The organism is Pseudarthrobacter sp. CC4 (assembly GCF_048957775.1).
Classification (GTDB): Bacteria; Actinomycetota; Actinomycetes; order Actinomycetales; family Micrococcaceae; genus Arthrobacter.
In genome coordinates, this window is sequence record NZ_JARCCZ010000013.1 from 1 (window position 1) to 18,856 (window position 18,856).

Consider the following 18,856-nt stretch of genomic DNA (forward strand, 5'->3'; position numbering starts at 1 on the left):
TTTCGACATAAGGAGTGGCGGCGGCTTGAATGCCGCCGCCACTCAGGAGCTTAGTAACGCCCTCGAGGGACGTACTTTGACTATGGGGTAGTGGGGTAGGCGCAGGTTCCGCCTGCGGATACGCCCTCTGCTGCTGCGGTCGCCGACCATGTGCCGCCGCCGACCTGGCACTGCACCTGTTCGAACATGGCGTTCAAGGAGCCGCCAAGAAGGCTCACGGCGACAATGATGACAACTGCGATGAGTCCGACCATGATGCCGTATTCGACGGCGGTGGCACCCTTTTCGTTGCTGCGGAGACGGACTGAGAGATTGGTGTAGAGAGAAAGCATTTGAGACTCCTGAGCGAGTGGGGAAGCTGGTCCTGCACCAGCTCTGAAATCAAGTTAGCAACGGACGCTAGGCCTGCGGCCGGATCTTGGAGCATCCTGCGCGAAGGCTTTACGCAGTGTATTTTTCTTGCGCTTATCCTTGGTTTTCGCTGCGCTAACGCTGGGTTTGGAATTGCCCGGGCACACAAACGGACCCCCTCGGTTCTGGGTGCCGAGGGGGTCCGGTCTATGGGGCGCCAAGGCGGCGCGGTACTTTCATCAGGTGAGCTAAGGGATGCCCAGGGCTGCGCTTAGGGCTGCCGTGAGGCTTTGGTAGTGAAGATTCAATGCGTGACCGAAAGCCGTGACACCGAGGACCAGCGCCAAAGCCAGGAACGAAACCAAAATCCCGTACTCAGTGGCGGTGGCGCCACGTTGGTCCTCAAGAAGGGTCTTGAGTGTCCCTGAAAGACGCACCGGGCATCTGCTGATATGGAGATGCATAACTTCCCCTAGGAGAACACAGACATGATCTGAAGCACGGCCGGCCCCAGCAGGACGATGAAAAGAGTAGGCAGGATGAAGAAGATGAGCGGAAAAAGCATCTTGACCGGCATCTTCATTGCGTGTTCTTCCGCGAGCTGCCGGCGCTTGATTCTCATATCCTTCGCTTGCGTCTTGAGGACGCCTGCGATGGCAATGCCGTACGTGTCGGCCTGCACGACGGCCCGTACGAAAGTACGGACTGAAGGAACATCGACTCGTTCGGAAAGCGCCAAGTAAGCCTCCTTGCGTGAACGTCCCACCTGGATGTCCTGCAGGGTCCTGATCAGCTCGTCGGCCAATGGCCCGCGGCCGTTCTCGCCCGCCCTGCCCATCGCAGATTCGAAACCCAGGCCCGCCTGGACGGAGATGAGCATCTGATCCAAGGCGTTGGGAAGTTCAAGACGGATCTCTTCCCGCCGCTTTTGGGCCCGGTTTCGGATAAGAAGGTCGGGAACGAAGTAGGCCAGCGCAACCATGACCACAGCGATGGCGAACCTGCCGGCCGAGGGTGCGCCCAGGAAAACCAGGAGGCCAAGAAGCGCGCCAGCGAAAGCGAGCAGGGGCTTCACCATAAGAATCCGGGTAAGCGGCCATTGCTTCGGCCGACCTGCACCAGCCAGCTGCTTGTCTAGCCAGGCTTCGTAGCTCTTGGGCGTAATGCGCTTGGACAGATCCGTGAACTGCTGGCTGATGTTGAGGGACTGCACGGCTTGACTTGGGCGGCCGCCAAGGTTGGCCTTGATCCGACGCAATCCTGCACGGTCTCCCGTGAAGGACAGCCAGACCATGCCGGAGATAGGAACGATAATTGCCAAGATTGCTGCTAGAGCGATGGGTTGCATGTCGTGTCCCCCTAGTACTTTGGCTTGATGATGCGGCTGAGCCAAAACCCGCCGGTAGAGAGGAGTGCGATCGCGGCGGCCAACATGACAAATCCGATGAAGGTCGTCGTGAACACCCGCGCGTAGGTCGGGTTGAACGTCACCAGTCCGATGAACATCAGGATGGGCAAGGCCATGAGAACCAGGGCGGAAATTCGCCCTTCCGCACTCAGGGCCCTCACCTGGCCTTTCACCTGGTTCCGGTCACGGATGGTGTCACCCACGTGGTCCAGGACCTCGGCAAGGTCACCACCGACTTCACGGTGAATCTCAATTGCCTGTGCGATCCAATAGAAATCTTCGCTCGCGGTTCTCCTGGAGACATCCGCCATCGATTCGCCCAGGTCCCGGCCGATCCTGGTCTCGTTGACGATGCGGCTAAGCTCCTCGGCCATCGGACCATCGTTTTCCTGAGCGGCTGCATCGATGGCACGGAGCAGGCTGTGGCCTGCACGAAGACCTCCCGAGAACATTTGAAGCGTATCCGGTACTTGGGAGTCGAACGTCTTTCGACGCCGGGAAATAAGGAAGTTGAGGGCGACGTAAAGGAGGACTGGGGCCATGATGAAGGTAAGGACGCTGATGCCGAGACCGCCGAGCAAGAAGCCCAGCACCGTCGCCACCAGCGTGATTGCCCCCGCCATCAGGAGGTAGTCTCCCGGTTCTTTGTTTAGGCCTGCCTGCTCGAGCTTTTCCCTGTTGAAGAGGCCCGTGGGTCGCTTCTTAAGACTGCGGTTCAGGACCCCGACGGCCTGGTTGGTCAGGCGGGACAGGCTCGAAGAATGCTGGGCAATGTCCGGACGTCTCCGCGAGAGGGGGACGGCGGAGCTTCTCCACACAACCGTGAAGACCAAGGCCAGTGCAGCATAGACCAGGAACAGTCCGGCCATGAACACCGCGACAGGAGTGTCGACTGCCATTGTCATCGACCCCTGATCGGGTCGGCCCCAAAGATGTGGGGTGAAACGTGGATCCCGAGCTCAATAAACCGGTCAGTGAACCGCGGGCGAACGCCTGTAGGAATGGGCTTCCCGAGGAAGCGTCCGCTTGCATCTACCCCGGCCGAGTAGTCAAAGACGAAGGCATCCTGAAGGGTTACGATATCCCCCTCCATCCCTTGAACCTCGGTGATGTGAGTGACTCTCCGGGTTCCGTCGCGGAGCCTGGAAATGTGGACGATGAGGTTCACGGCGGAAGCTACTTGTTCCCTTACTGCTCGGAGCGGCAGATCCATGCCGGCCATCAGGACCAAAGTCTCCAGGCGGGCGATTGCGTCCCTGGGTGAGTTCGCGTGGACCGTTGAGAGGGAACCGTCGTGCCCGGTGTTCATGGCCTGCAACATATCGAGACATTCGCCGCCGCGGACTTCGCCTACAACGATTCGGTCAGGCCGCATGCGAAGCGAGTTCCGGACAAGGTCCCGGATGGCAACCTCGCCCTTGCCCTCGATGTTTGCCGGCCGGCTCTCCAACCTCACCACATGGTCCTGCTGCAGTTGGAGCTCCACCGCGTCCTCAATAGTGACGATCCTGTCCGAAGCCGGGATGAAGGACGACAGTGCGTTGAGCAAGGTGGTTTTGCCTGTACCCGTACCGCCGGAAACGATGATGTTCATTCGTGCCAGTACGCAGGCCTGGAGAAGTTCTGCCATCTCAGGGGACAGGCTGCCAAAACCAATCAGCTTTTGTACGGTGAGCGCATCACCTCCAAACTTTCGGATGGTCAGTGCCGGTCCGTTGACCGCCAGCGGCGGGATGATTGCGTTGACGCGGGAGCCGTCAGCCAAACGTGCGTCCACCAGCGGAGAGGACTCGTCAATACGGCGGCCAACCTTGGAGACGATACGTTCGATGACGCGACGCAGTGCGTCGTCGGAAGCGAACTTGGTATCCGTGAGTGTCAGTTTGCCGGCGCGCTCCACGTAGACCTGGTCAAAACGGTTCACCATGACTTCGGTGACCGACGGATCATCCAGGAATCGCTGGATGGGCCCGTGGCCAAGGACGTCGTCGATGATTTCCCGAATCAACCGCTGCCGTTCAGCGGATGTGAGGGGGACCTGCTCCTCGTCGACGACGATTTTCAGCTCGTCTTTGACATATTGATGGAGCTCTGCCTCCTCAAGCGACGAGTCAGTGATGCGCGCGCCCAGGCGCTCGTAAAGCGCTTGGCTAGCACGTTCCTTCAGGGCGCTGAGAGCGCCGCTGGCCACGGCGGCTGTGGGTGCCAACTCAACGACCTCGGCTATTTCCGCTGATTTCGCCTCATGGATCCGCCCGAGAGTGGCCGGTTCAAGAGGGCCCATCGCTGGCACGAAGACGTTTTGCGGCTCGACTTCCGCTACTGGCGCGGTTGACTCAGTACCGCGTACCTTTTCAAGCCTGCGTGAGAGGTTCACTGGACAACCGCCCTTCTATGCAACTTCTTGTGTGGTCTTTCTTCCCAATTGGGCTTGAAACGCTCTACCAGCTGCCGGAGCCCCCTTGTTGCGGGGTCCCTGGTGCCGTCCTGGAGCAGCGGTATGCCTTTGTTGGTTGAGAACGGCAAGGTCCTTGAACGGGGGAGTACGACATCCACCGGCGCACCGATAGTTGCTTCGACGTCCTGAAGGGTCAGTCCGCTTCTGCGGTCAGCCATGTTGAGCACCACGTGCCGCCGTTCCGGCAGAAGGTTCAACTCCGCAAGAATCTGGTTGCCGGTGCGAAGGCCGCGGATGCTTGGAACGTCCATTCCGCAGATCCATACGGCGTCGGAGGCCATGTCAAGCGTGGCCAGAACGTGCTCGCCGAGCCCAGGTGCAGTGTCAACCACAACGTACTGGAATTCCTGGCGGAGCTGTGAGAGGAGATGACTGACGTTTTCTCCACTAATCCTGTCCATTTCGACGGGGTTTTTTGGCGCGCACAGTGCATAGATTCCGCCTGGATGAACTGTCAGGTATGTCTTGAGAACCATGGAATCCTGGCTTGCCGCGCCCACAACAGCATCCGTGATGGTGTGCTCAGGTTCCAGCATCAGCCCGCTCGCAACGTCGCCAAACTGGAGGTCGAGGTCGACGATGACCACACCCATTGGTGCAATCTTCCCCAGCCCTATGGCGATGTTCGTTGCAACGGTTGTCTTGCCGACGCCGCCCTTCGGTGAGATGACAGCGATGATGCGTCCGCCGGCGGCATGCTCGTGGTGCTCGGAGCTGCTTGGCGCCAAACCGCGCCGGCGACCTGCTGATGCCAGGCTGGCACGTTCCACAATGATCCGGATATGGTCCACGTCCGCTGCTGGATCCAAAAGATCGCGGATTCCGGCGCGCATCGCTTGGATTGCCACGTCCGAGGACTCACCGGCCACCAGGATCATGCTGATCTCCGGATACTGCAGGTCCATGACGGCGGCGAACTTCAGAGCGTCGTCCGCAGGAAGGCCCGGACCGAGGACGAATACCTCGGGTGGTTCCCCCAGCAGCTGCCTGAGGACCTCTTCAGGGCCCTGCGGGAGGTAATCGGCTTGGAAGTACTGGAGGGAGCCAGGCATGCCGACTGTTGCCATACGAACCCGGCGTTCAAAATCCGTATTGGGTGTGATCAGTACGAAGCGGCTCATCGGAATACCTTCGTCTTATCCACAACACCGTTGTTGCCCTCGGTGGCTTCGCTGGGTTCCTTGGAGAGGTAGATCCTTCCGAATTCGGCAGCGTATACGAGCCGTTCGGCTTCTACGGAGTTGCGGGCAACCGTGATGAGGTAGGTGCCGTCGCTCTGGTTTTCTCCGGAGCTCAGCTTGCCGTCAGACTGTCCTTCCTTCGCTGCATCCGGCTGGGCGGGGCTGCCGTTGCTGAACTGGGTGGCGGTTACAAGCACCTTGTGGAATGTCAGCTGCGTACCTGCGGACTGAGTGGCGTTCGCGCCTTCACCGGTTGAGTCCGTCAGGGAAATGAAGATGCCCACGGTGTCGCCGGCGGTAATTTTTCCGCCCACAACACGTTCAATAGGAAGTTTGAGCGAAATCTCCTGCATGCCATCGGGGACCGCAACCCTGGAAGGACCAAGGAACGAGTTGGCTTCGACCAGGCGGCTGGCCAGCAACTGTTCACCAGGAACGAGCGACACCGCGGTGACTTTGGCTCCTTCATCAGCAAGGTCAGTGACTGTGTCACTCGTCAGCGCGGACTTGGGCAGCGGCTTTTTTACCACCATCCCTCCTATTTCGCTGACCGGTGTTCCCGCTGGAATGGGTGCCTGGACCACAAGTACCTCAGTGGTTTCGGTTCCTGCCATTGCCCGCGCGTCGGCACTTTGTACGTAGGTGATCAGAAGGACTGTGCCGGCTATCGCAATAACCAACGCGGCGATGCCTCCCAGTAGGCGTGCTTTCACTTTCTTCCCCTTTGATGATGCTTACTTGATCAGCCCCAGGACAACGACGTTGCCCGTGGGTGTGGTTGTTCCTCCGGTGAAGAGGTTGGGATCTGCGGAATAGCCGACGAAGGTGCCGTAAAGACCTTTCTCGCTTCCGCTGAATACGTTGGTCGGGTCATACTTGGCCTGACCGGACAAGTTCCAGGCCTGGAGTTTGAACCCGGCCCACTTTTCGATGAAGTACTGGACGGTGCTGCCGCTGCAACTGCCGAACTGTGCGGCAGGCATTCCATCGCAGGTGTATTTGTAGACAGGCAATGCCACCGTGGATCCTGCGAGGGAAGGGTTCAGAGATGGATTGAAAAGGTCAATGCATCCATTTGGTACGGCGGCACCAGCGCTCGTTTCGCTCCATTCGTCGACCTTCGCGGTGACTTTGCAGCCTGTGGAGCTATCCGGATTGAGCCACGCGAAGCCACCAGGAATGATCTGGTTCGAGGGGTTAAGGCCGTTACAGTCCTGGGCGCCGCCCTGGATTAGAATCTTGTGGGGTAGCCCGTCGTCCTTGAATTCGCAGGTAGCAAAGGTGAGGGGAAGAACTGTGATCCCTTCGGTTGGATACAGCCACTTGGCTGTCGCCGTCGCACCTACGGTGGCTGCCGGTGCGTTCAAGGCACTCGCAAACATTTTGCTGAGGAAGCCTGCGTTCGTAGTCCCGTCCTTCGTGGACGTGGTGACGGTGACCTCGCCGGGAACAGAAAGATCCACGGACTGAACCGTGGACTTATTGTCATTGGAGTTGCTGTTGGCAAGGGCCTCGGCCACCGCATTTGCGTTCGCTTGCGTGCAACCCCCGGCTTCGGAGCAGATGTCCACACCAGCAAGGGCGCCAGCATCCGCTGCGTTTTGCAGCTGGGCGCGTTCGGCATAGATCTGCCCGGTGTCCACGGCCAGGGCGCCGGCGCCGATGAGGACGACCATCATGACGGCCACCAATACCCCGGCAGCTCCCCGTTCGGAATCGCCGCCTATCCGTTGCATCGCATAGCTCCTACTCCTGTGAGTGTGACGGAACTGCCAAAGAACCCGGTTAGCGTAGACGCGGGATAGGTGATCGTTACTTGGGCAGTTGCGTTCGGCGCGCAAGCTGCTGGACTGAAGGTGTAGGCGAAAGCCGCGGAGTTGATCCCAGGCGAACCGGCAACCGCCGCTGCTTTGGCGTCGGCTTGGTTGTTTTTCACTGCCATCGTTCGGGCCGCTTCACGCGCCGCCTGAGTGACTGATATTTGGGCGTTATAGGCGTTGGCGAACTCCACGATGCCGACGACGAGCGCCAGCAGCACCGGAGCGACCAAAGCGAACTCCACGGCGATGGCACCGCGGCTCTTGTGCTCCCTGTTTTCTTTACGGGTCTTCTTCAACTGATCCCCCGAGGATGGTTGTAAGGGTGGGAATGTGCCGCCTGTTTATACGGGCGGCACATTCCTTTGAGCTTTACCAGCCGCCGACGGTAGTTCCGAGGTTGGTGAACCAGCTGTTGAGTGCGGTCCCAAATGCGGTGACGCCGACGATGATGAGCAAGGCAATGAAGGCCACGAGGAGCGAGTACTCGGTGGCGGTCGCGCCCCTCTCTGATGAGAATCGTTCTTTAATTCCTGTGAGGAAGGCCAAAAGTGCGACCTGAGAAAAAGCCATGTCATGTTCCTTCTTGTGTGGAAGTTGCTGTCCTTAGTGCCGGTGCAGGGCTGATTCGCGTAATGCGCGGGGGGTGCCGAGTCCTTCGAGAACTTGGCACCTCCCAGGTGCTGCTGCTGTTACCAGCCGCCAACACGAGTGCCGAGGCTGGTGAACCAGGTGTTCAGCGCGCCGCCGAAGGCGGTGACGCCGACGATGATGAGGAGCGCGATGAAGGCGACAAGGAGCGAGTACTCAGTCGCGGTGGCGCCCTTTTCAGAGGAGAAACGATCCTTGACGCCGGCAACGAAAGCCATCATCGAGACCATAAGTGAAGTCATTGTAATTTCCTTTAATTCGGTGAAATGGAGTTGATTTGATTTCAACGAATTTCCAGCTGCCCCCATAATTCTTTAGCGGCTGGACTTCGCTAAGAAAAGATTGTCAGTGAGGGGGAAGGGCAACAATGCGTAGTTGTACTCGAATTTTTTTCCGGGCCCGATGTGGCCGTACTCAGATGGAGGTCGCTGTACTCAGGTGCCGGCCGTTTGCCGACGTCGACTACTTGGGGACCCCATGCCTCAAGGGAGTGGGAGGGGCAATGAAGCCCGAATCTAACTAGTTGACGAAGAGAGCGACGACTGTGGTCGCAAGCAGCATGGAAGGACCGTGCGCCACTTCTGCCCCTGTGATCCGGCGGTTTCTGCCGGCGGCCAACGCCGAGACCAGCCCGTTGATAATGAAGCCCAGGAGGCCCCCGTAGAGAAGCTGCGTCCAGCCTAGGTACCCAAGGTAAAGGCCGATGGGCGCAGCGAGCTTGACGTCGCCCATCCCGATGCCCGCCGGCGAAATCAGCGCCAAAATCAGGTACGCGAAGAACAAAATCAGGCCGCCAGCAAGTGCTCGCGCGAGTGCACCAGCTTGATTATCGAAGAGGGCCGGCAGCATTAACAGGAGGAGGCCGCCAGCAAGAAGTGTTAGGACAAGTGGGTTGGGCAGCAGGTGCCGGGAGATATCAATTCGCCCCAACTGCGTGCCCATAACCGCCAGGAATAGAAAAGCCGGCAAGCTAAAGGTAATTCCCAAGCGAAAGGAAAAGGCAGCGCACGCTGCGAAGGTAATTGCCGCCGTCGTGATTTGGGCAGGGATGCTGGGGCGGGTACCCGCCCTGGGAAGGAAGTGGGCGATGGCAACCTCCGCGGCGGGGGAGAGGATACCGCCAAGGACGCCGGCTCCGACGACGAAAAGCCACACAGCAGACCCATCGTTGACCCAAGAATTCACTGTGTCCCCCCGCGAACGTCGATCCGGCCCGGCGCGGACCAGCGTCCGGCTACCCCATTTTGACCCTGAACCCCTTAACGCGCTAATCTTGGTAGTCGTTGTGCGTGTCCTATTCCGATGGTGCGTGCCCGCTTGAGAATCCGGTTGCAGGATGACTACTCAACGTGCACATTCGGAAGCAAAGGATGACTGGTTACATAGAGCCCTCACCTCTGTTCCGGTAGCGCGCAGATAGTAGGTGCACGAGCTAGTGACACCTAAACAAGAACGCCAGAACAAGAACGAGGCAAACACCGTGCGTACGTACACCCCGAAGCCCGGCGATATCAACCGCCAGTGGCACGTCATTGACGCCACAGACGTTGTCCTTGGTCGTCTCGCGAGCCAGACCGCAATCCTGCTGCGCGGCAAGCACAAGGCCACCTTTGCGTCCCACATGGACATGGGCGACTTCGTCATCATCATCAACGCTGAGAAGGTAGCCCTGACCGGCGCCAAGCTGGAGCAGAAGCGCGCATACCGCCACTCCGGCTACCCGGGCGGCCTGACCTCCGTCAACTACGCGGAACTCCTGGAGTCCAACCCGGTCCGCGCCGTGGAGAAGGCCATCAAGGGCATGCTCCCCAAGAACTCCCTCGCTGCCCAGCAGCTCGGCAAGCTGAAGGTGTACCGCGGTGCTGAGCACCCGCACGCCGCCCAGCAGCCCAAGACTTTCGAAATCACCCAGGTCGCCCAGTAGTCCTGGCCACCAAACAACTTATCTATACAAGGAGAATCGTGGCTCAGAACGAAGAGACCACCGAAGCCGTTGAGGCTGAGGAAACCCTGACCAGCTACACCTCTGAAAGCTCAGCAGCTGACGCTGCTGCGCCGAAGAAGGAGCGCCCGGCACTGACCGTCGCCGGCGCAGCTGTTGGCCGCCGCAAGGAAGCTGTTGCACGCGTTCGCGTTGTCCCCGGCTCCGGCAAGTGGACCATCAACGGGCGTGCGCTGGACAACTACTTCCCGAACAAGCTGCACCAGCAGGACGTCAACGAGCCCTTCAAGATCCTTGATCTCGAAGGCGCCTACGACGTCATCGCCCGCATCCACGGCGGCGGCATCTCCGGCCAGGCCGGCGCCCTGCGCCTCGGCATCGCCCGTTCCCTGAACGAGATCGACGTCGAGAATAACCGCGCCACCCTGAAGAAGGCCGGTTACCTCTCCCGTGACGCCCGCGTCATCGAGCGTAAGAAGGCCGGTCTCAAGAAGGCCCGCAAGGCCCAGCAGTACTCCAAGCGCTAAATCCGCTTGTACAGAAGCCCGTCCCGCCTTTGGCGGGGCGGGCTCTGTTGTTCGGTGTATCAGCTCTTCGTGAGCTGATACACCGTCGTGCTTTCAATGCTTGTCGGAGAAAAGTTCTCGTGAACCCATCGCGAGATAGCCGTTGACTCGCTCTCGGATGCCTGCACCTCGAGGAATGCCTCCTGCTCTACGAAGTAACAGATTTCTCCGGCAGCTACTTTTTCTTTAAATTCCTTAAGCGTGGGGGAGGGATCGCTCCCAGCGAAGCCGCCGAGTGGCATGACGGCGCGACCAGACTCGAGTTGGAGCCTGGCTGCCGTTTGGCTGGCATAACTGGCTGCTGCCCAAGTGCATTCATCGGCTTCTGCCAGAGTTTCCACTACCGCCGGGTCAGGGTCGCGTCCGAACGCAATATCATGCCCCCAGGGGAGTTCGTTGTTACGTAGTGATTCCATGAGATGGCTGATGCTAGCCGGATTTCTAGAGAGAACGCCGGATAGCGGATTCGACCCGTTGAATCCCACTGTCACGTTTTGAACTGAAGTAACCAAGGGGCCGCAGAGCAGGGAGGCGGCCAGAACTCCGGCTGCACCGTACTCGAACTTCTTACTGGGTGGCCTAACAATTAACGTTGCAACCGAAGCGATGCCTAAGCCAAGTATGGCTGTTGGCAGCCAGACCGGCCATTCGGCGCTTCTCAGTACGAGCCATGCTGTCAGGAGTCCGCTCATAGCGATGGCGGCTCCAGAAAGCCGAACTAGCCGTGTGTCACGTCTGTTAATAAGATTGTCTAGCGTAAGGCCAAGCACCAGAGCCAAAGGCGGTCCAAGCACAGCTGTGTAATAGGTGTGAATCTGTTCGCCCATAAAGCTCAGAAGTAGAAATGCCGTGAATAGCCAAGCCGCCGAAATCAATACCAGCGGACGGGTGGTTACGTTTTGGGCAAGATTCTTCCACTGCATAGCTAACAGTCCGACGGCAACAAGCGCACTAAGTAGGAGCCACGAAGCCTCCTGGTTGTAGTTAGCGTTGAATAACCGGAAGAAGCCTGCGTCGCTGTCCACTGGACGGAATTGGGCAGGAACCTGCATCGCCGCTGGCATTTGGGCGCCATTTCCGATGATCCGCTCGACACCGTTGTAGGCAAAAGTCAATTCAAGAACACTATTGGACGGGGATCCGCCGACATACGGTCGATGTTCCTGGGGAATTAGATCAACGACCAGCATCCAGAGCCCGCCGGTAACTGCTAGAGCGAAAGCGCCACCGGCCGCAGTTGCCAAGCGCTTGGACCATTGCTGTTGGCTAAAGAGTAGAAAGGCCAGCCCGAGGGCTGGCACACTGATGAGTCCCTGCAATTGTTTGGTCATAAAGGACAACCCCAAAAGGGCTCCGGCCACGACGAAGAGATGTCCGCGTCCGGTTTCGATGCTCCGGAGTACAAACCAGACGCTGGCCACCATGAGTAGAAGCATCAAAGGGTCGGGGTTGTTATAGCGCGACATTAAGGTGATTATTGGCGTCGTAAAGAAGACGGCTGCACCAAAAAGTGCAGCCGTGCTTGACGCACATCGCCTTAGAATCAGGTAGATGAGTAGTGTGGTGCCCACGCCCATGGCGACTTGAGGAAGCAGCAGGGCCACCGGATTGAAGCCCAAGACGCGGACTGACAGTCCCATAACCCAAAGGCTCAAGGGAGGCTTGTCCACTGTGATGGAGTTGCCCCAATCCGAGGAGCCGAAGAATAAGGCCTTCGCATCCATGGTGCCAGCTTGAACAGCGGCGCTGTAGAAAAAGTTAGCCCAGCCGTTTATGCCCAGGTTCCAGCAGTACAGCACTGCATTTACTGCTAGGAGCGCTAGCAAGACTGGTCGCTCCCAGCTTGGATCTTCAGCGCGACCTCGCCACCAGCCGCGAACAGATCTCGCAGCACGAGCTTGGAAGCCGGGCAAACGTCCGGGGCGCTGGTTGCTTGCCTTGGGAGGCAACGAGGTCGTCGTCGTCCAGGCATCCTGATTTTTCCTTGGAATTGATAGGGCCTCATGAATGTCGCTCATAGGAAGCGTCCACTTGGTGCAGGAGGTGCGGTAACGGAAATGGCGGCGGCTCCGTCATTTTGCCGCACTCGGAACACCCAGAGCCGCAAGAGAACGAACCTCAGCAGAGTGGCGAGGATGTTAGCCGCCGTCAGCGTAAGCAGTTCCAGGTTCGGCGCCGCATCAGCGTTCACGGCGTGCAGTACCAGCAGCGACGACGACGTGATTGTCCAGGCCAGCAGGAACACCATCAGACCCTGGAACTGCTGGGTGAACAGCTTCGCCGGTCCGGTGATGCCGAACGTGAACCGGCGGTTGGCCGCTGTGTTACCCACGGCCGTCAAAAGCAGAGACAAGAAATTTGCTTCCTGCGCCCCGAAGGGACCCTGCAGAACCAGGTAAAGCAACGCGAAGGCCAAGGTTGACACCGCGCCGACCATGCCGAACCGCAGCACCTGGCCGAAGAAGCTTGGCCGGCTCTCCGGAACAATGGGACGGCGCCCCAGCTCGGCGTATATCGCTTGAACAGGAATGACGCCTTTCACCAGGGAGCCTGCCACGCGCACCATGCCCCGCAAATCGTCCAGGGCGGTCTGCTTAATATCCACCCGGCTGTCGGGGTCGTCCACCCAGTCAACGGGGATTTCGTGAATCCGGAGACCAGAGCGCTCCGCAATTATCAGCAGTTCGGTGTCGAAGAACCAGCCGTTGTCCTCCACATACGGCAGGAGGCGCTTTGCTACGTCAGCACGAATGGCCTTGAATCCACACTGCGCATCCGAAAAGCGCACCTGCATTGTCCGGCGTAGCAGAAGATTGTAGGACCTGGATATGAATTCACGTTTGGGTCCCCGGCTTACCCGGGAGCTTTGCCCCAGCCGGGTGCCAATGGAAATGTCCGAATGCCCCGACAGCAAGGGAGCAACCAAAGGGGGCAATGCCGCAAGATCGGTGGACAAGTCTACGTCCAGGTACGCTAAGACCTTTGCTTCAGATGCGCCCCACGCATCCCGGAGGGCGTAACCGCGTCCCTTAATCTCAAGGCGTCGGTATTCAACGTTCGGCATGTGCTCGCTGAGCCGAGCGGCAATCACCGGAGTCCGATCGGTGCTTGCATTGTCGGCGATCGTGATTTTCCACGTCGACGGCATTTCGTGCGTCAGATATTCGGCGAGCCTCGTGATGCTGCTTTCGAGTACCGCTTCTTCGTTGAAGACCGGTACAACAATTTCGAGCGCCAAGCCCCCATAGCTAGGTGTCATGCATGGATCGTAGGTGCGCTGAAATGGCCGTGGCGAGGCTTTTGGGCAAAGACAGGTACCGGCCAAATAAACCAAGTAGTCCCAGTAATTGGCCCTGATGACACCTAGGTACTTGGCCTCCCGCCAACAAGTAGAAACGTCATGCGCGTCCGTCCAACGCGCCCCGGCCCGAACCCATCCTCTAGACTTGACCGGTGTCTAGATTATTTGGAACTGATGGTGTCCGGGGACTGGCGAACGGCCTGTTGACTGCGGAGCTGGCGTTGCAGCTGGCCCAGGCGGCCGCCGTCGTGCTTGGCCACGACCGCAACTCCAACGGGTCGCGGCCGCGCGCCGTGGTGGCGCGTGACCCTCGCGCGAGCGGTGAGTTCATCGCCGCTGCCGTGGAGGCCGGGCTCTCAAGCTCAGGCGTGGACGTCTACGACGCCGGCGTCCTCCCCACGCCTGCGGCGGCCTACCTGGTAGCTGACCTGGACGCCGATTTCGGCGTGATGATCTCCGCCTCCCACAACCCCGCACCGGACAACGGCATCAAGTTCTTCGCCCGCGGCGGCCAGAAACTGCCGGACGACGTTGAGAATGCCATCGAGGCGCAGATGTCCAAGGAAGCGGTGCGGCCCACCGGCGCTGATGTGGGCCGGATCCAGCGCTTCTCCGACGCCGAGGACCGCTACATCGTCCACCTCCTGCGCACTCTGCCGCACAACCTCGAGGGCATCAAGGTGGTCCTGGACTGCGCGCACGGCGCCGCCAGCGGCTGCTCACCCCAGGTGTTCAAGGATGCCGGCGCGCACGTGGTGGTCATCGGCGCCGAACCCGACGGCCACAACATCAACGACGGCGTCGGCTCCACCCATCTTGGCCCGCTCAAGGAAGCGGTGGTCAAATACCAGGCCGACCTCGGTATTGCCCACGACGGCGACGCCGACCGCTGCCTCGCGGTGGACCACGAGGGCAACGAGGTGGACGGCGACCAGATCATGGCCATCCTCGCAGTTGCCCTGAAAAAGTCCGGCAAGCTCAAGGACGACGTCCTGGTGGCCACGGTCATGAGCAACCTCGGCCTGAAGATCGCGCTCCGCAACGCGGGCATCAGCATCCGCGAAACGGCCGTGGGGGACCGTTACGTCCTGGAGGAAATGCGCGACGGCGGCTTCAACCTGGGCGGGGAACAGTCCGGGCACGTAATCTTCGCCGACCATGCCACCACGGGCGACGGCGTCCTGACCGGCCTGCAACTGGCGGCCCAGATCGCCCTGACCGGAAAGCCGCTCAAGGAACTGGCCACCGTGATGACCAAGCTTCCCCAGGTGCTCATCAACGTCAAGGGCGTTGACCGCACACGGGTGGGCAGGAACGAAGTCCTGGCCCAGGCCGTGGCGGCGGCAGAGGCCGCCCTCGGCGAGACTGGCCGCGTCCTGCTCCGCCCCTCCGGCACCGAGCCCGTCGTGCGCGTGATGGTGGAGGCAGCCGACGAAGATACAGCCCAGTCCATCGCCGAACACCTGGCCCAGGTGGTGCGCACCGAGCTGGCTCTGGAGCTTGTCACGGACTAACGGATACCAATCGGCTGTGCGCCCAAGGGTCCGCGTTCTTTGCTAACCAATGCCATAGCAGCAAGACCCCGAAGGCCTGAACGACCGACAAAATCATTAACGGCCATGCGTAGTGGTTGCTTACGAAATAGAGAACATAGACCGTAAGCCCTGTCCCAGACAAGAGCCACGGTATTATCTGGAGGTTGTTTGCTCGGAGCATCAAGAGGGACATGACTTCGACTGAGAAGAAGTAGCGGTCATGCATCTGTGGGAGAAGCAGGGGGCATGCGGCAAGAGTGAAGACGGCCAGGAGGATTCGGCGCTGGTTCGAGTCTTTCCCACGCCAGTACGCCACGCCCGCCAATCCCACTACGGCAGCACATAACGCAATTCCCCACCATCTACCTTGGGCCACGCTCGCCTGTGGAAACCAGGCGAAGATATTAGCGGCGCCAGACAGAAGCCGATCCCCTTGGGTTTGAGCCATATAGACACCCAACGCGTTGGCTGCGGAGCGTCCGTACAGTACAGGGGGCAAGCTCAACGTGGCCCAGACGCCGCCAGCTAGAAGGGGAAAGAAGATGCTATAGCGGTTTCGCAAGGAGACCATTACGAGTGCTGGCAGGAAGAACACGGATTGCAGCTTGAATGAAAAGGCAATGCCCCAGAATAGCCATGCGCTGCGTCCATCATCCCGCAACAAACTCCTTAGCGAAAACAGCAGGAAGGCCGTGTAGATGGAATCACATTGTCCCCACATGCTGGCATTGAGCAAGACGGTGGGCAAGAAGAGCGCAACCAGCGCCGCTAGTCTCGGCGATACCCTCGCTGTAGGGAACTGAGACACGAGTGCCGCAACAGAGACGGCCAAGAAGCAGTCTCCGGCGAGAGAGACAATCTTGATCGCGGCCAGTGGGTCCGCCGGGAGGTGGCTGGCAAGAAACATTAAGAACAAGTAAGGGAAGTTGTAGTTGGAAAAGTCACCAACCAAAGCGCTGGCACCGCGATTTCGAAATTCCAGCATCCAAGGCAGCAAGAAGTTTGTGGCGTCTTCACTTGCGTATGGCAATAACGCCGCGCGGGCTACTATGGCGATGGCAGCAACCAACCAGGCGACCGGGTCCGGAAGATCCCATTCGGTCCGACGGGTGTGGCCTTTGCTAGTTGTCTGCGGTTCCCCCATTAGGTCATCATTTTGCGAGGGCGTCCAGTGTGTCAATGAACTCATTCCAAATAGCGGAAGACACGTCTCTTGATAGAGGCCGGCAGCTGCGTTGGGTGGGTGTAGTTTAGCTAATTAGTTCGGCTCTTCAGGGCGTCCCGGATCTCGGTGAGCAGGGCGATCTGAGGATCCTCCGCCGACTCCTTCTTGACGTCCTGGCCGATCCCCAGCCTGCGGTTGCGGCGTTCCACCATGAGGTTCATAGGCATCACCACCACGAAGTAGATGGCGGCCGAGATCAACAGGAAATTGACGATCGCCGTCAGCAGGACGCCAAACTCGATGGCGTTGCCGTTGAAGTCAATCTTGGCGAAGCTGTCAAAGTTGGGTGAACCGGTCAGCCCGGCGATGAACGGCATGAGCACTTTGTTCACCAAAGCAGTCACCACCGCGCCGAAGGCGGTGCCGATAACCACGGCGACGGCAAGGTCAACAACGTTGCCCTTCATGATGAAGTTCTTGAATCCAGTCAGCATAGGAACCAAACTAGCGCAGTTGCCTTATGGGTAGCCCGGCGCCGCCTCCACACCGAAGTACTCCTCGAGCGTGAAAATCCCGCGCGCAACCATGTCCGTGGCCGCTTCCACGCCGATGTACCGCAGGTGCCACGGCTCGTAGTAGTACCCCGTGACGGGGTGGAACATCCACGGGTACCGCACCACGAAGCCGAACCGGTGCCCGTTCGCCTTGGCCCACACGGCGGCGGGCTGGTCCGCAAAGCACGGCTGGAAACTGCACGCGCCCCCGCCGTCGGCGATGTCGAACGCCCAGCCAGTCTGGTGCTCCGAGTAGCCAGGGCGCGCACTGGCCGTGTCCGCGTCGGCCTGCCCCCGCGCAGCGACGTAGGTGTTGTAGGTCCCCACCTGCGTACCGTACGAGCGGTACCCGCTGGCCAGGACCATCGCCACGCCGTCCCGCCCGGCAGCGGCGAACATCGCCTCCGCAGCCGCCGCCGTCGTGCTGTTCAGCAGCGCAGCTTCGCCGGACGCGGTCATTGCGACGGCGGGCGGCACCAAATCAGCCGGGACGTAGTCGGCCGGGACCAGGGGGCGGCGCTTGTTGACCACCAGCCAGGGGCTCGCGGGGTCTGTGAGCGAGAACTGCCGCGGCAGCGCTGCGGAGGGCGACGGCGCGGGGGACGGAGCGGCAGGTGCGGCAACCTCGGTGGGGGGCGCCGCCGTCGTGCTTTCCGGGGCGGGTGCGGGGGCACCGCCCGCGGAGGATGAGGGGGAGGTGGACGACGGCGCCATCGCCGCGGGTGCCTCCGGCGTGCACGCTGCCAAAACAGTCAGGCCGGCGCCGGCTGCCAGGAACCGGGTGAAGCTGCGCCGGCTCGCCGTCTGCCTGGAAACAGGCGAGCAGTCGTGGCACACGTGTGTTAAACCTTCCGGAGCAACATCCGGCGGATCGAGTGGTCCGCCTCCTTCGTCAGCACCAGCTGCGCACGGCCCCGGGTGGGAAGGACGTTTTCTTCCAGGTTGGGCTCGTTGATGCGCTTCCAGATGTCCCGCGCGGTGACCTCGGCTTCTTCGTCGGACAACGTGGCGTAGCGGTGGAAGTACGATTCCGGCTGGGCAAACGCCGTGCTCCGCAGCTTGCGGAACCGGTCCACGTACCATTCCTCGATGTAGGAAGTCTTGGCATCCACGTAGATGGAGAAGTCGAAGAAGTCGCTCAAGGCCAGGCCCTGCCGGCCGTCGTGCCGCGGCCGCGCCGGGGCCAGCACGTTCAGCCCCTCAACAATCAGGACATCGGGCCGGCGCACCACCACTTCCTTGTCCGGAACGATGTCGTACGTTACGTGGGAATACCACGGGGCGCGCACTTCCTCGGCGCCGCTCTTGATCTCACTCACGAAACGCAGCAGGGCCCGCCGGTCGTACGACTCCGGAAAGCCCTTGCGCTCCAGCAGCTGCCGCCGCTTCAGCTCCGCCAGCGGATAAAGGAAGCCGTCCGTGGTGATGAGTTCCACGTTGGGGGTACCGGGCCAGCGCCGCAGCATCTCGCGGAGCACGCGCGCAATGGTCGACTTGCCCACCGCCACGGACCCCGCCACGCCGATCACAAACGGCGTGCGCTGGGTGTGCTCACCCAGGAACGTGGTGGTGGCGGCGTGCAGCTGCCCGGCAGCCTCGACGTACAGGTGCAGGAGCCGCGACAGGGGAAGGTAGACCTCGCGGATCTCCTTCATGTCCAAAGGATCCCCGAGGCCGCGGAGACGGATGATGTCCTCTTGGTTAAGAGGCTGTTCCATCTCGTCTGCGAGCCGGGACCAGGTCTGCCGGTCCAGCTCCACGAACGGGGAGACACCCTCTCCGTTCGCCTCGTTGCGTTGCAAAGTCACGTTAGTGATTCTGCCCCTCGCCCGGCACATAGCGAAATGGAGGCGCATTTGAGCGCGTAAGCAGCGGCTATGCGCGCCGCGGATCACAGCCCGTGCAGAGTGTCCCGGTTTAGATGTAG

Annotated in this window: 21 protein-coding genes; 3 read left to right on the top strand and 18 right to left on the bottom strand. The window is 60.3% G+C overall.

Translation table 11 applies throughout. The annotated features are described in order from the left end of the window. Positions 1-80 precede the first annotated feature (80 nt). The 12 genes from PV768_RS09885 to PV768_RS09940 form a co-directional block, all read right to left on the bottom strand. Positions 81-332 carry a Flp family type IVb pilin gene (locus PV768_RS09885; RefSeq protein WP_421092930.1) on the bottom strand — a complete coding sequence of 84 codons (252 nt, stop codon included), beginning with the start codon at positions 330-332 and terminating at the stop codon, positions 81-83. A gap of 267 nt (positions 333-599) precedes the next feature. Beyond that, positions 600-815, bottom strand: a complete 216-nt coding sequence (locus PV768_RS09890) for a Flp family type IVb pilin (protein WP_421092931.1) — start codon at positions 813-815, stop codon at positions 600-602. 8 nt (positions 816-823) lie between these two features. Next, positions 824-1,699, bottom strand: coding sequence for a type II secretion system F family protein (locus PV768_RS09895; protein ID WP_421092988.1), 876 nt, complete (start codon positions 1,697-1,699; stop codon positions 824-826). Positions 1,700-1,710: 11 nt separating this feature from the next. Beyond that, entirely contained in the window at positions 1,711-2,658 is a 948-nt protein-coding gene (locus PV768_RS09900) for a type II secretion system F family protein (RefSeq protein WP_421092932.1), read from the bottom strand. A 2-nt stretch (positions 2,659-2,660) separates the two neighbouring features. Continuing rightward, entirely contained in the window at positions 2,661-4,136 is a 1,476-nt protein-coding gene (locus PV768_RS09905; RefSeq protein ID WP_321214061.1) for a CpaF family protein, read from the bottom strand. After that, positions 4,133-5,338 (bottom strand): AAA family ATPase, encoded by a 1,206-nt coding sequence (locus tag PV768_RS09910; protein ID WP_321214060.1) that lies wholly within the window; start codon positions 5,336-5,338, stop codon positions 4,133-4,135. The genes PV768_RS09905 and PV768_RS09910 overlap by 4 nt, the downstream gene beginning before the upstream one ends. Beyond that, entirely contained in the window at positions 5,335-6,111 is a 777-nt protein-coding gene (gene cpaB, locus PV768_RS09915; protein WP_421092933.1) for a Flp pilus assembly protein CpaB, read from the bottom strand. Before cpaB ends, PV768_RS09910 begins: the two co-directional genes overlap by 4 nt. 21 nt (positions 6,112-6,132) lie before the next feature. Continuing rightward, entirely contained in the window at positions 6,133-7,134 is a 1,002-nt protein-coding gene (locus PV768_RS09920; protein WP_421092934.1) for a pilus assembly protein TadG-related protein, read from the bottom strand. Further along, the gene (locus PV768_RS09925; RefSeq protein WP_421092935.1) at positions 7,122-7,514 is read right to left on the bottom strand and encodes a TadE/TadG family type IV pilus assembly protein; all 393 of its coding nucleotides are present in this window, start codon (positions 7,512-7,514) and stop codon (positions 7,122-7,124) included. Before PV768_RS09925 ends, PV768_RS09920 begins: the two co-directional genes overlap by 13 nt. Before the next feature lie 73 nt (positions 7,515-7,587). After that, positions 7,588-7,788: a Flp family type IVb pilin gene (locus PV768_RS09930; protein ID WP_421092936.1), complete on the bottom strand. Its 201-nt coding sequence runs from the start codon at positions 7,786-7,788 to the stop codon at positions 7,588-7,590. 119 nt (positions 7,789-7,907) lie between these two features. Next, on the bottom strand, positions 7,908-8,108 hold the full coding sequence (locus PV768_RS09935; protein ID WP_421092937.1) for a Flp family type IVb pilin: 201 nt from the start codon (positions 8,106-8,108) through the stop codon (positions 7,908-7,910). Positions 8,109-8,385: 277 nt separating this feature from the next. Beyond that, positions 8,386-9,021 (bottom strand): prepilin peptidase, encoded by a 636-nt coding sequence (locus PV768_RS09940; protein ID WP_421092938.1) that lies wholly within the window; start codon positions 9,019-9,021, stop codon positions 8,386-8,388. Between the two features lie 325 nt (positions 9,022-9,346). Here PV768_RS09940 and rplM point away from each other — a divergent pair, with 325 nt between their 5' ends. After that, on the top strand, positions 9,347-9,790 hold the full coding sequence (gene rplM / locus PV768_RS09945; protein WP_015937805.1) for a 50S ribosomal protein L13: 444 nt from the start codon (positions 9,347-9,349) through the stop codon (positions 9,788-9,790). Between the two features lie 38 nt (positions 9,791-9,828). After that, positions 9,829-10,335 carry a 30S ribosomal protein S9 gene (rpsI, locus tag PV768_RS09950; protein WP_050684362.1) on the top strand — a complete coding sequence of 169 codons (507 nt, stop codon included), beginning with the start codon at positions 9,829-9,831 and terminating at the stop codon, positions 10,333-10,335. 59 nt (positions 10,336-10,394) lie between these two features. Here the strand turns inward: rpsI and PV768_RS09955 are convergent, their stop codons facing one another. Both PV768_RS09955 and PV768_RS09960 read right to left on the bottom strand, forming a co-directional pair. Further along, complete coding sequence (locus PV768_RS09955) at positions 10,395-12,098, bottom strand: ArnT family glycosyltransferase (RefSeq protein WP_421092939.1); 1,704 nt, start codon at positions 12,096-12,098, stop codon at positions 10,395-10,397. Positions 12,099-12,388: 290 nt separating this feature from the next. Beyond that, positions 12,389-13,633, bottom strand: a complete 1,245-nt coding sequence (locus tag PV768_RS09960; RefSeq protein ID WP_421092940.1) for a glycosyltransferase — start codon at positions 13,631-13,633, stop codon at positions 12,389-12,391. A 194-nt stretch (positions 13,634-13,827) separates the two neighbouring features. Here PV768_RS09960 and glmM point away from each other — a divergent pair, with 194 nt between their 5' ends. Then, a complete protein-coding gene (gene glmM, locus PV768_RS09965) occupies positions 13,828-15,189 on the top strand; it encodes a phosphoglucosamine mutase (RefSeq protein WP_421092941.1) in 1,362 nt (453 codons plus the stop codon). Here the strand turns inward: glmM and PV768_RS09970 are convergent. From PV768_RS09970 to coaA, 4 genes are all read right to left on the bottom strand, one after another. Next, positions 15,179-16,354, bottom strand: coding sequence for a hypothetical protein (locus PV768_RS09970; protein ID WP_421092942.1), 1,176 nt, complete (start codon positions 16,352-16,354; stop codon positions 15,179-15,181). The genes glmM and PV768_RS09970 overlap by 11 nt on opposite strands. Positions 16,355-16,464: 110 nt before the next feature. Further along, positions 16,465-16,869, bottom strand: coding sequence for a large conductance mechanosensitive channel protein MscL (gene mscL / locus PV768_RS09975; protein WP_421092943.1), 405 nt, complete (start codon positions 16,867-16,869; stop codon positions 16,465-16,467). Between the two features lie 24 nt (positions 16,870-16,893). Further along, positions 16,894-17,766 carry a D-alanyl-D-alanine carboxypeptidase family protein gene (locus PV768_RS09980; protein ID WP_421092944.1) on the bottom strand — a complete coding sequence of 291 codons (873 nt, stop codon included), beginning with the start codon at positions 17,764-17,766 and terminating at the stop codon, positions 16,894-16,896. 5 nt (positions 17,767-17,771) lie between these two features. After that, on the bottom strand, positions 17,772-18,767 hold the full coding sequence (coaA, locus tag PV768_RS09985; protein WP_321214048.1) for a type I pantothenate kinase: 996 nt from the start codon (positions 18,765-18,767) through the stop codon (positions 17,772-17,774). Between the last annotated feature and the right edge of the window lie 89 nt (positions 18,768-18,856).

Excerpts from the sequence above, each read along its gene's own strand:
- PV768_RS09910 (WP_321214060.1), bottom strand. The coding sequence starts at position 5,338 with ATGAGCCGCTTCGTACTGATCACACCCAATACGGATTTTGAACGCCGG.
- PV768_RS09890 (WP_421092931.1), bottom strand. The coding sequence starts at position 815 with ATGCATCTCCATATCAGCAGATGCCCGGTGCGTCTTTCAGGGACACTC.
- PV768_RS09900 (WP_421092932.1), bottom strand. The coding sequence starts at position 2,658 with ATGGCAGTCGACACTCCTGTCGCGGTGTTCATGGCCGGACTGTTCCTG.
- PV768_RS09955 (WP_421092939.1), bottom strand. The coding sequence starts at position 12,098 with ATGGATGCGAAGGCCTTATTCTTCGGCTCCTCGGATTGGGGCAACTCC.
- PV768_RS09930 (WP_421092936.1), bottom strand. The coding sequence starts at position 7,788 with ATGGCTTTTTCTCAGGTCGCACTTTTGGCCTTCCTCACAGGAATTAAA.
- coaA (WP_321214048.1), bottom strand. The coding sequence starts at position 18,767 with ATGTGCCGGGCGAGGGGCAGAATCACTAACGTGACTTTGCAACGCAAC.
- PV768_RS09970 (WP_421092942.1), bottom strand. The coding sequence starts at position 16,354 with ATGGGGGAACCGCAGACAACTAGCAAAGGCCACACCCGTCGGACCGAA.
- PV768_RS09935 (WP_421092937.1), bottom strand. The coding sequence starts at position 8,108 with ATGACTTCACTTATGGTCTCGATGATGGCTTTCGTTGCCGGCGTCAAG.
- PV768_RS09920 (WP_421092934.1), bottom strand. The coding sequence starts at position 7,134 with ATGCAACGGATAGGCGGCGATTCCGAACGGGGAGCTGCCGGGGTATTG.
- PV768_RS09895 (WP_421092988.1), bottom strand. The coding sequence starts at position 1,699 with ATGCAACCCATCGCTCTAGCAGCAATCTTGGCAATTATCGTTCCTATC.
- PV768_RS09885 (WP_421092930.1), bottom strand. The coding sequence starts at position 332 with ATGCTTTCTCTCTACACCAATCTCTCAGTCCGTCTCCGCAGCAACGAA.
- mscL (WP_421092943.1), bottom strand. The coding sequence starts at position 16,869 with ATGCTGACTGGATTCAAGAACTTCATCATGAAGGGCAACGTTGTTGAC.
- PV768_RS09960 (WP_421092940.1), bottom strand. The coding sequence starts at position 13,633 with ATGACACCTAGCTATGGGGGCTTGGCGCTCGAAATTGTTGTACCGGTC.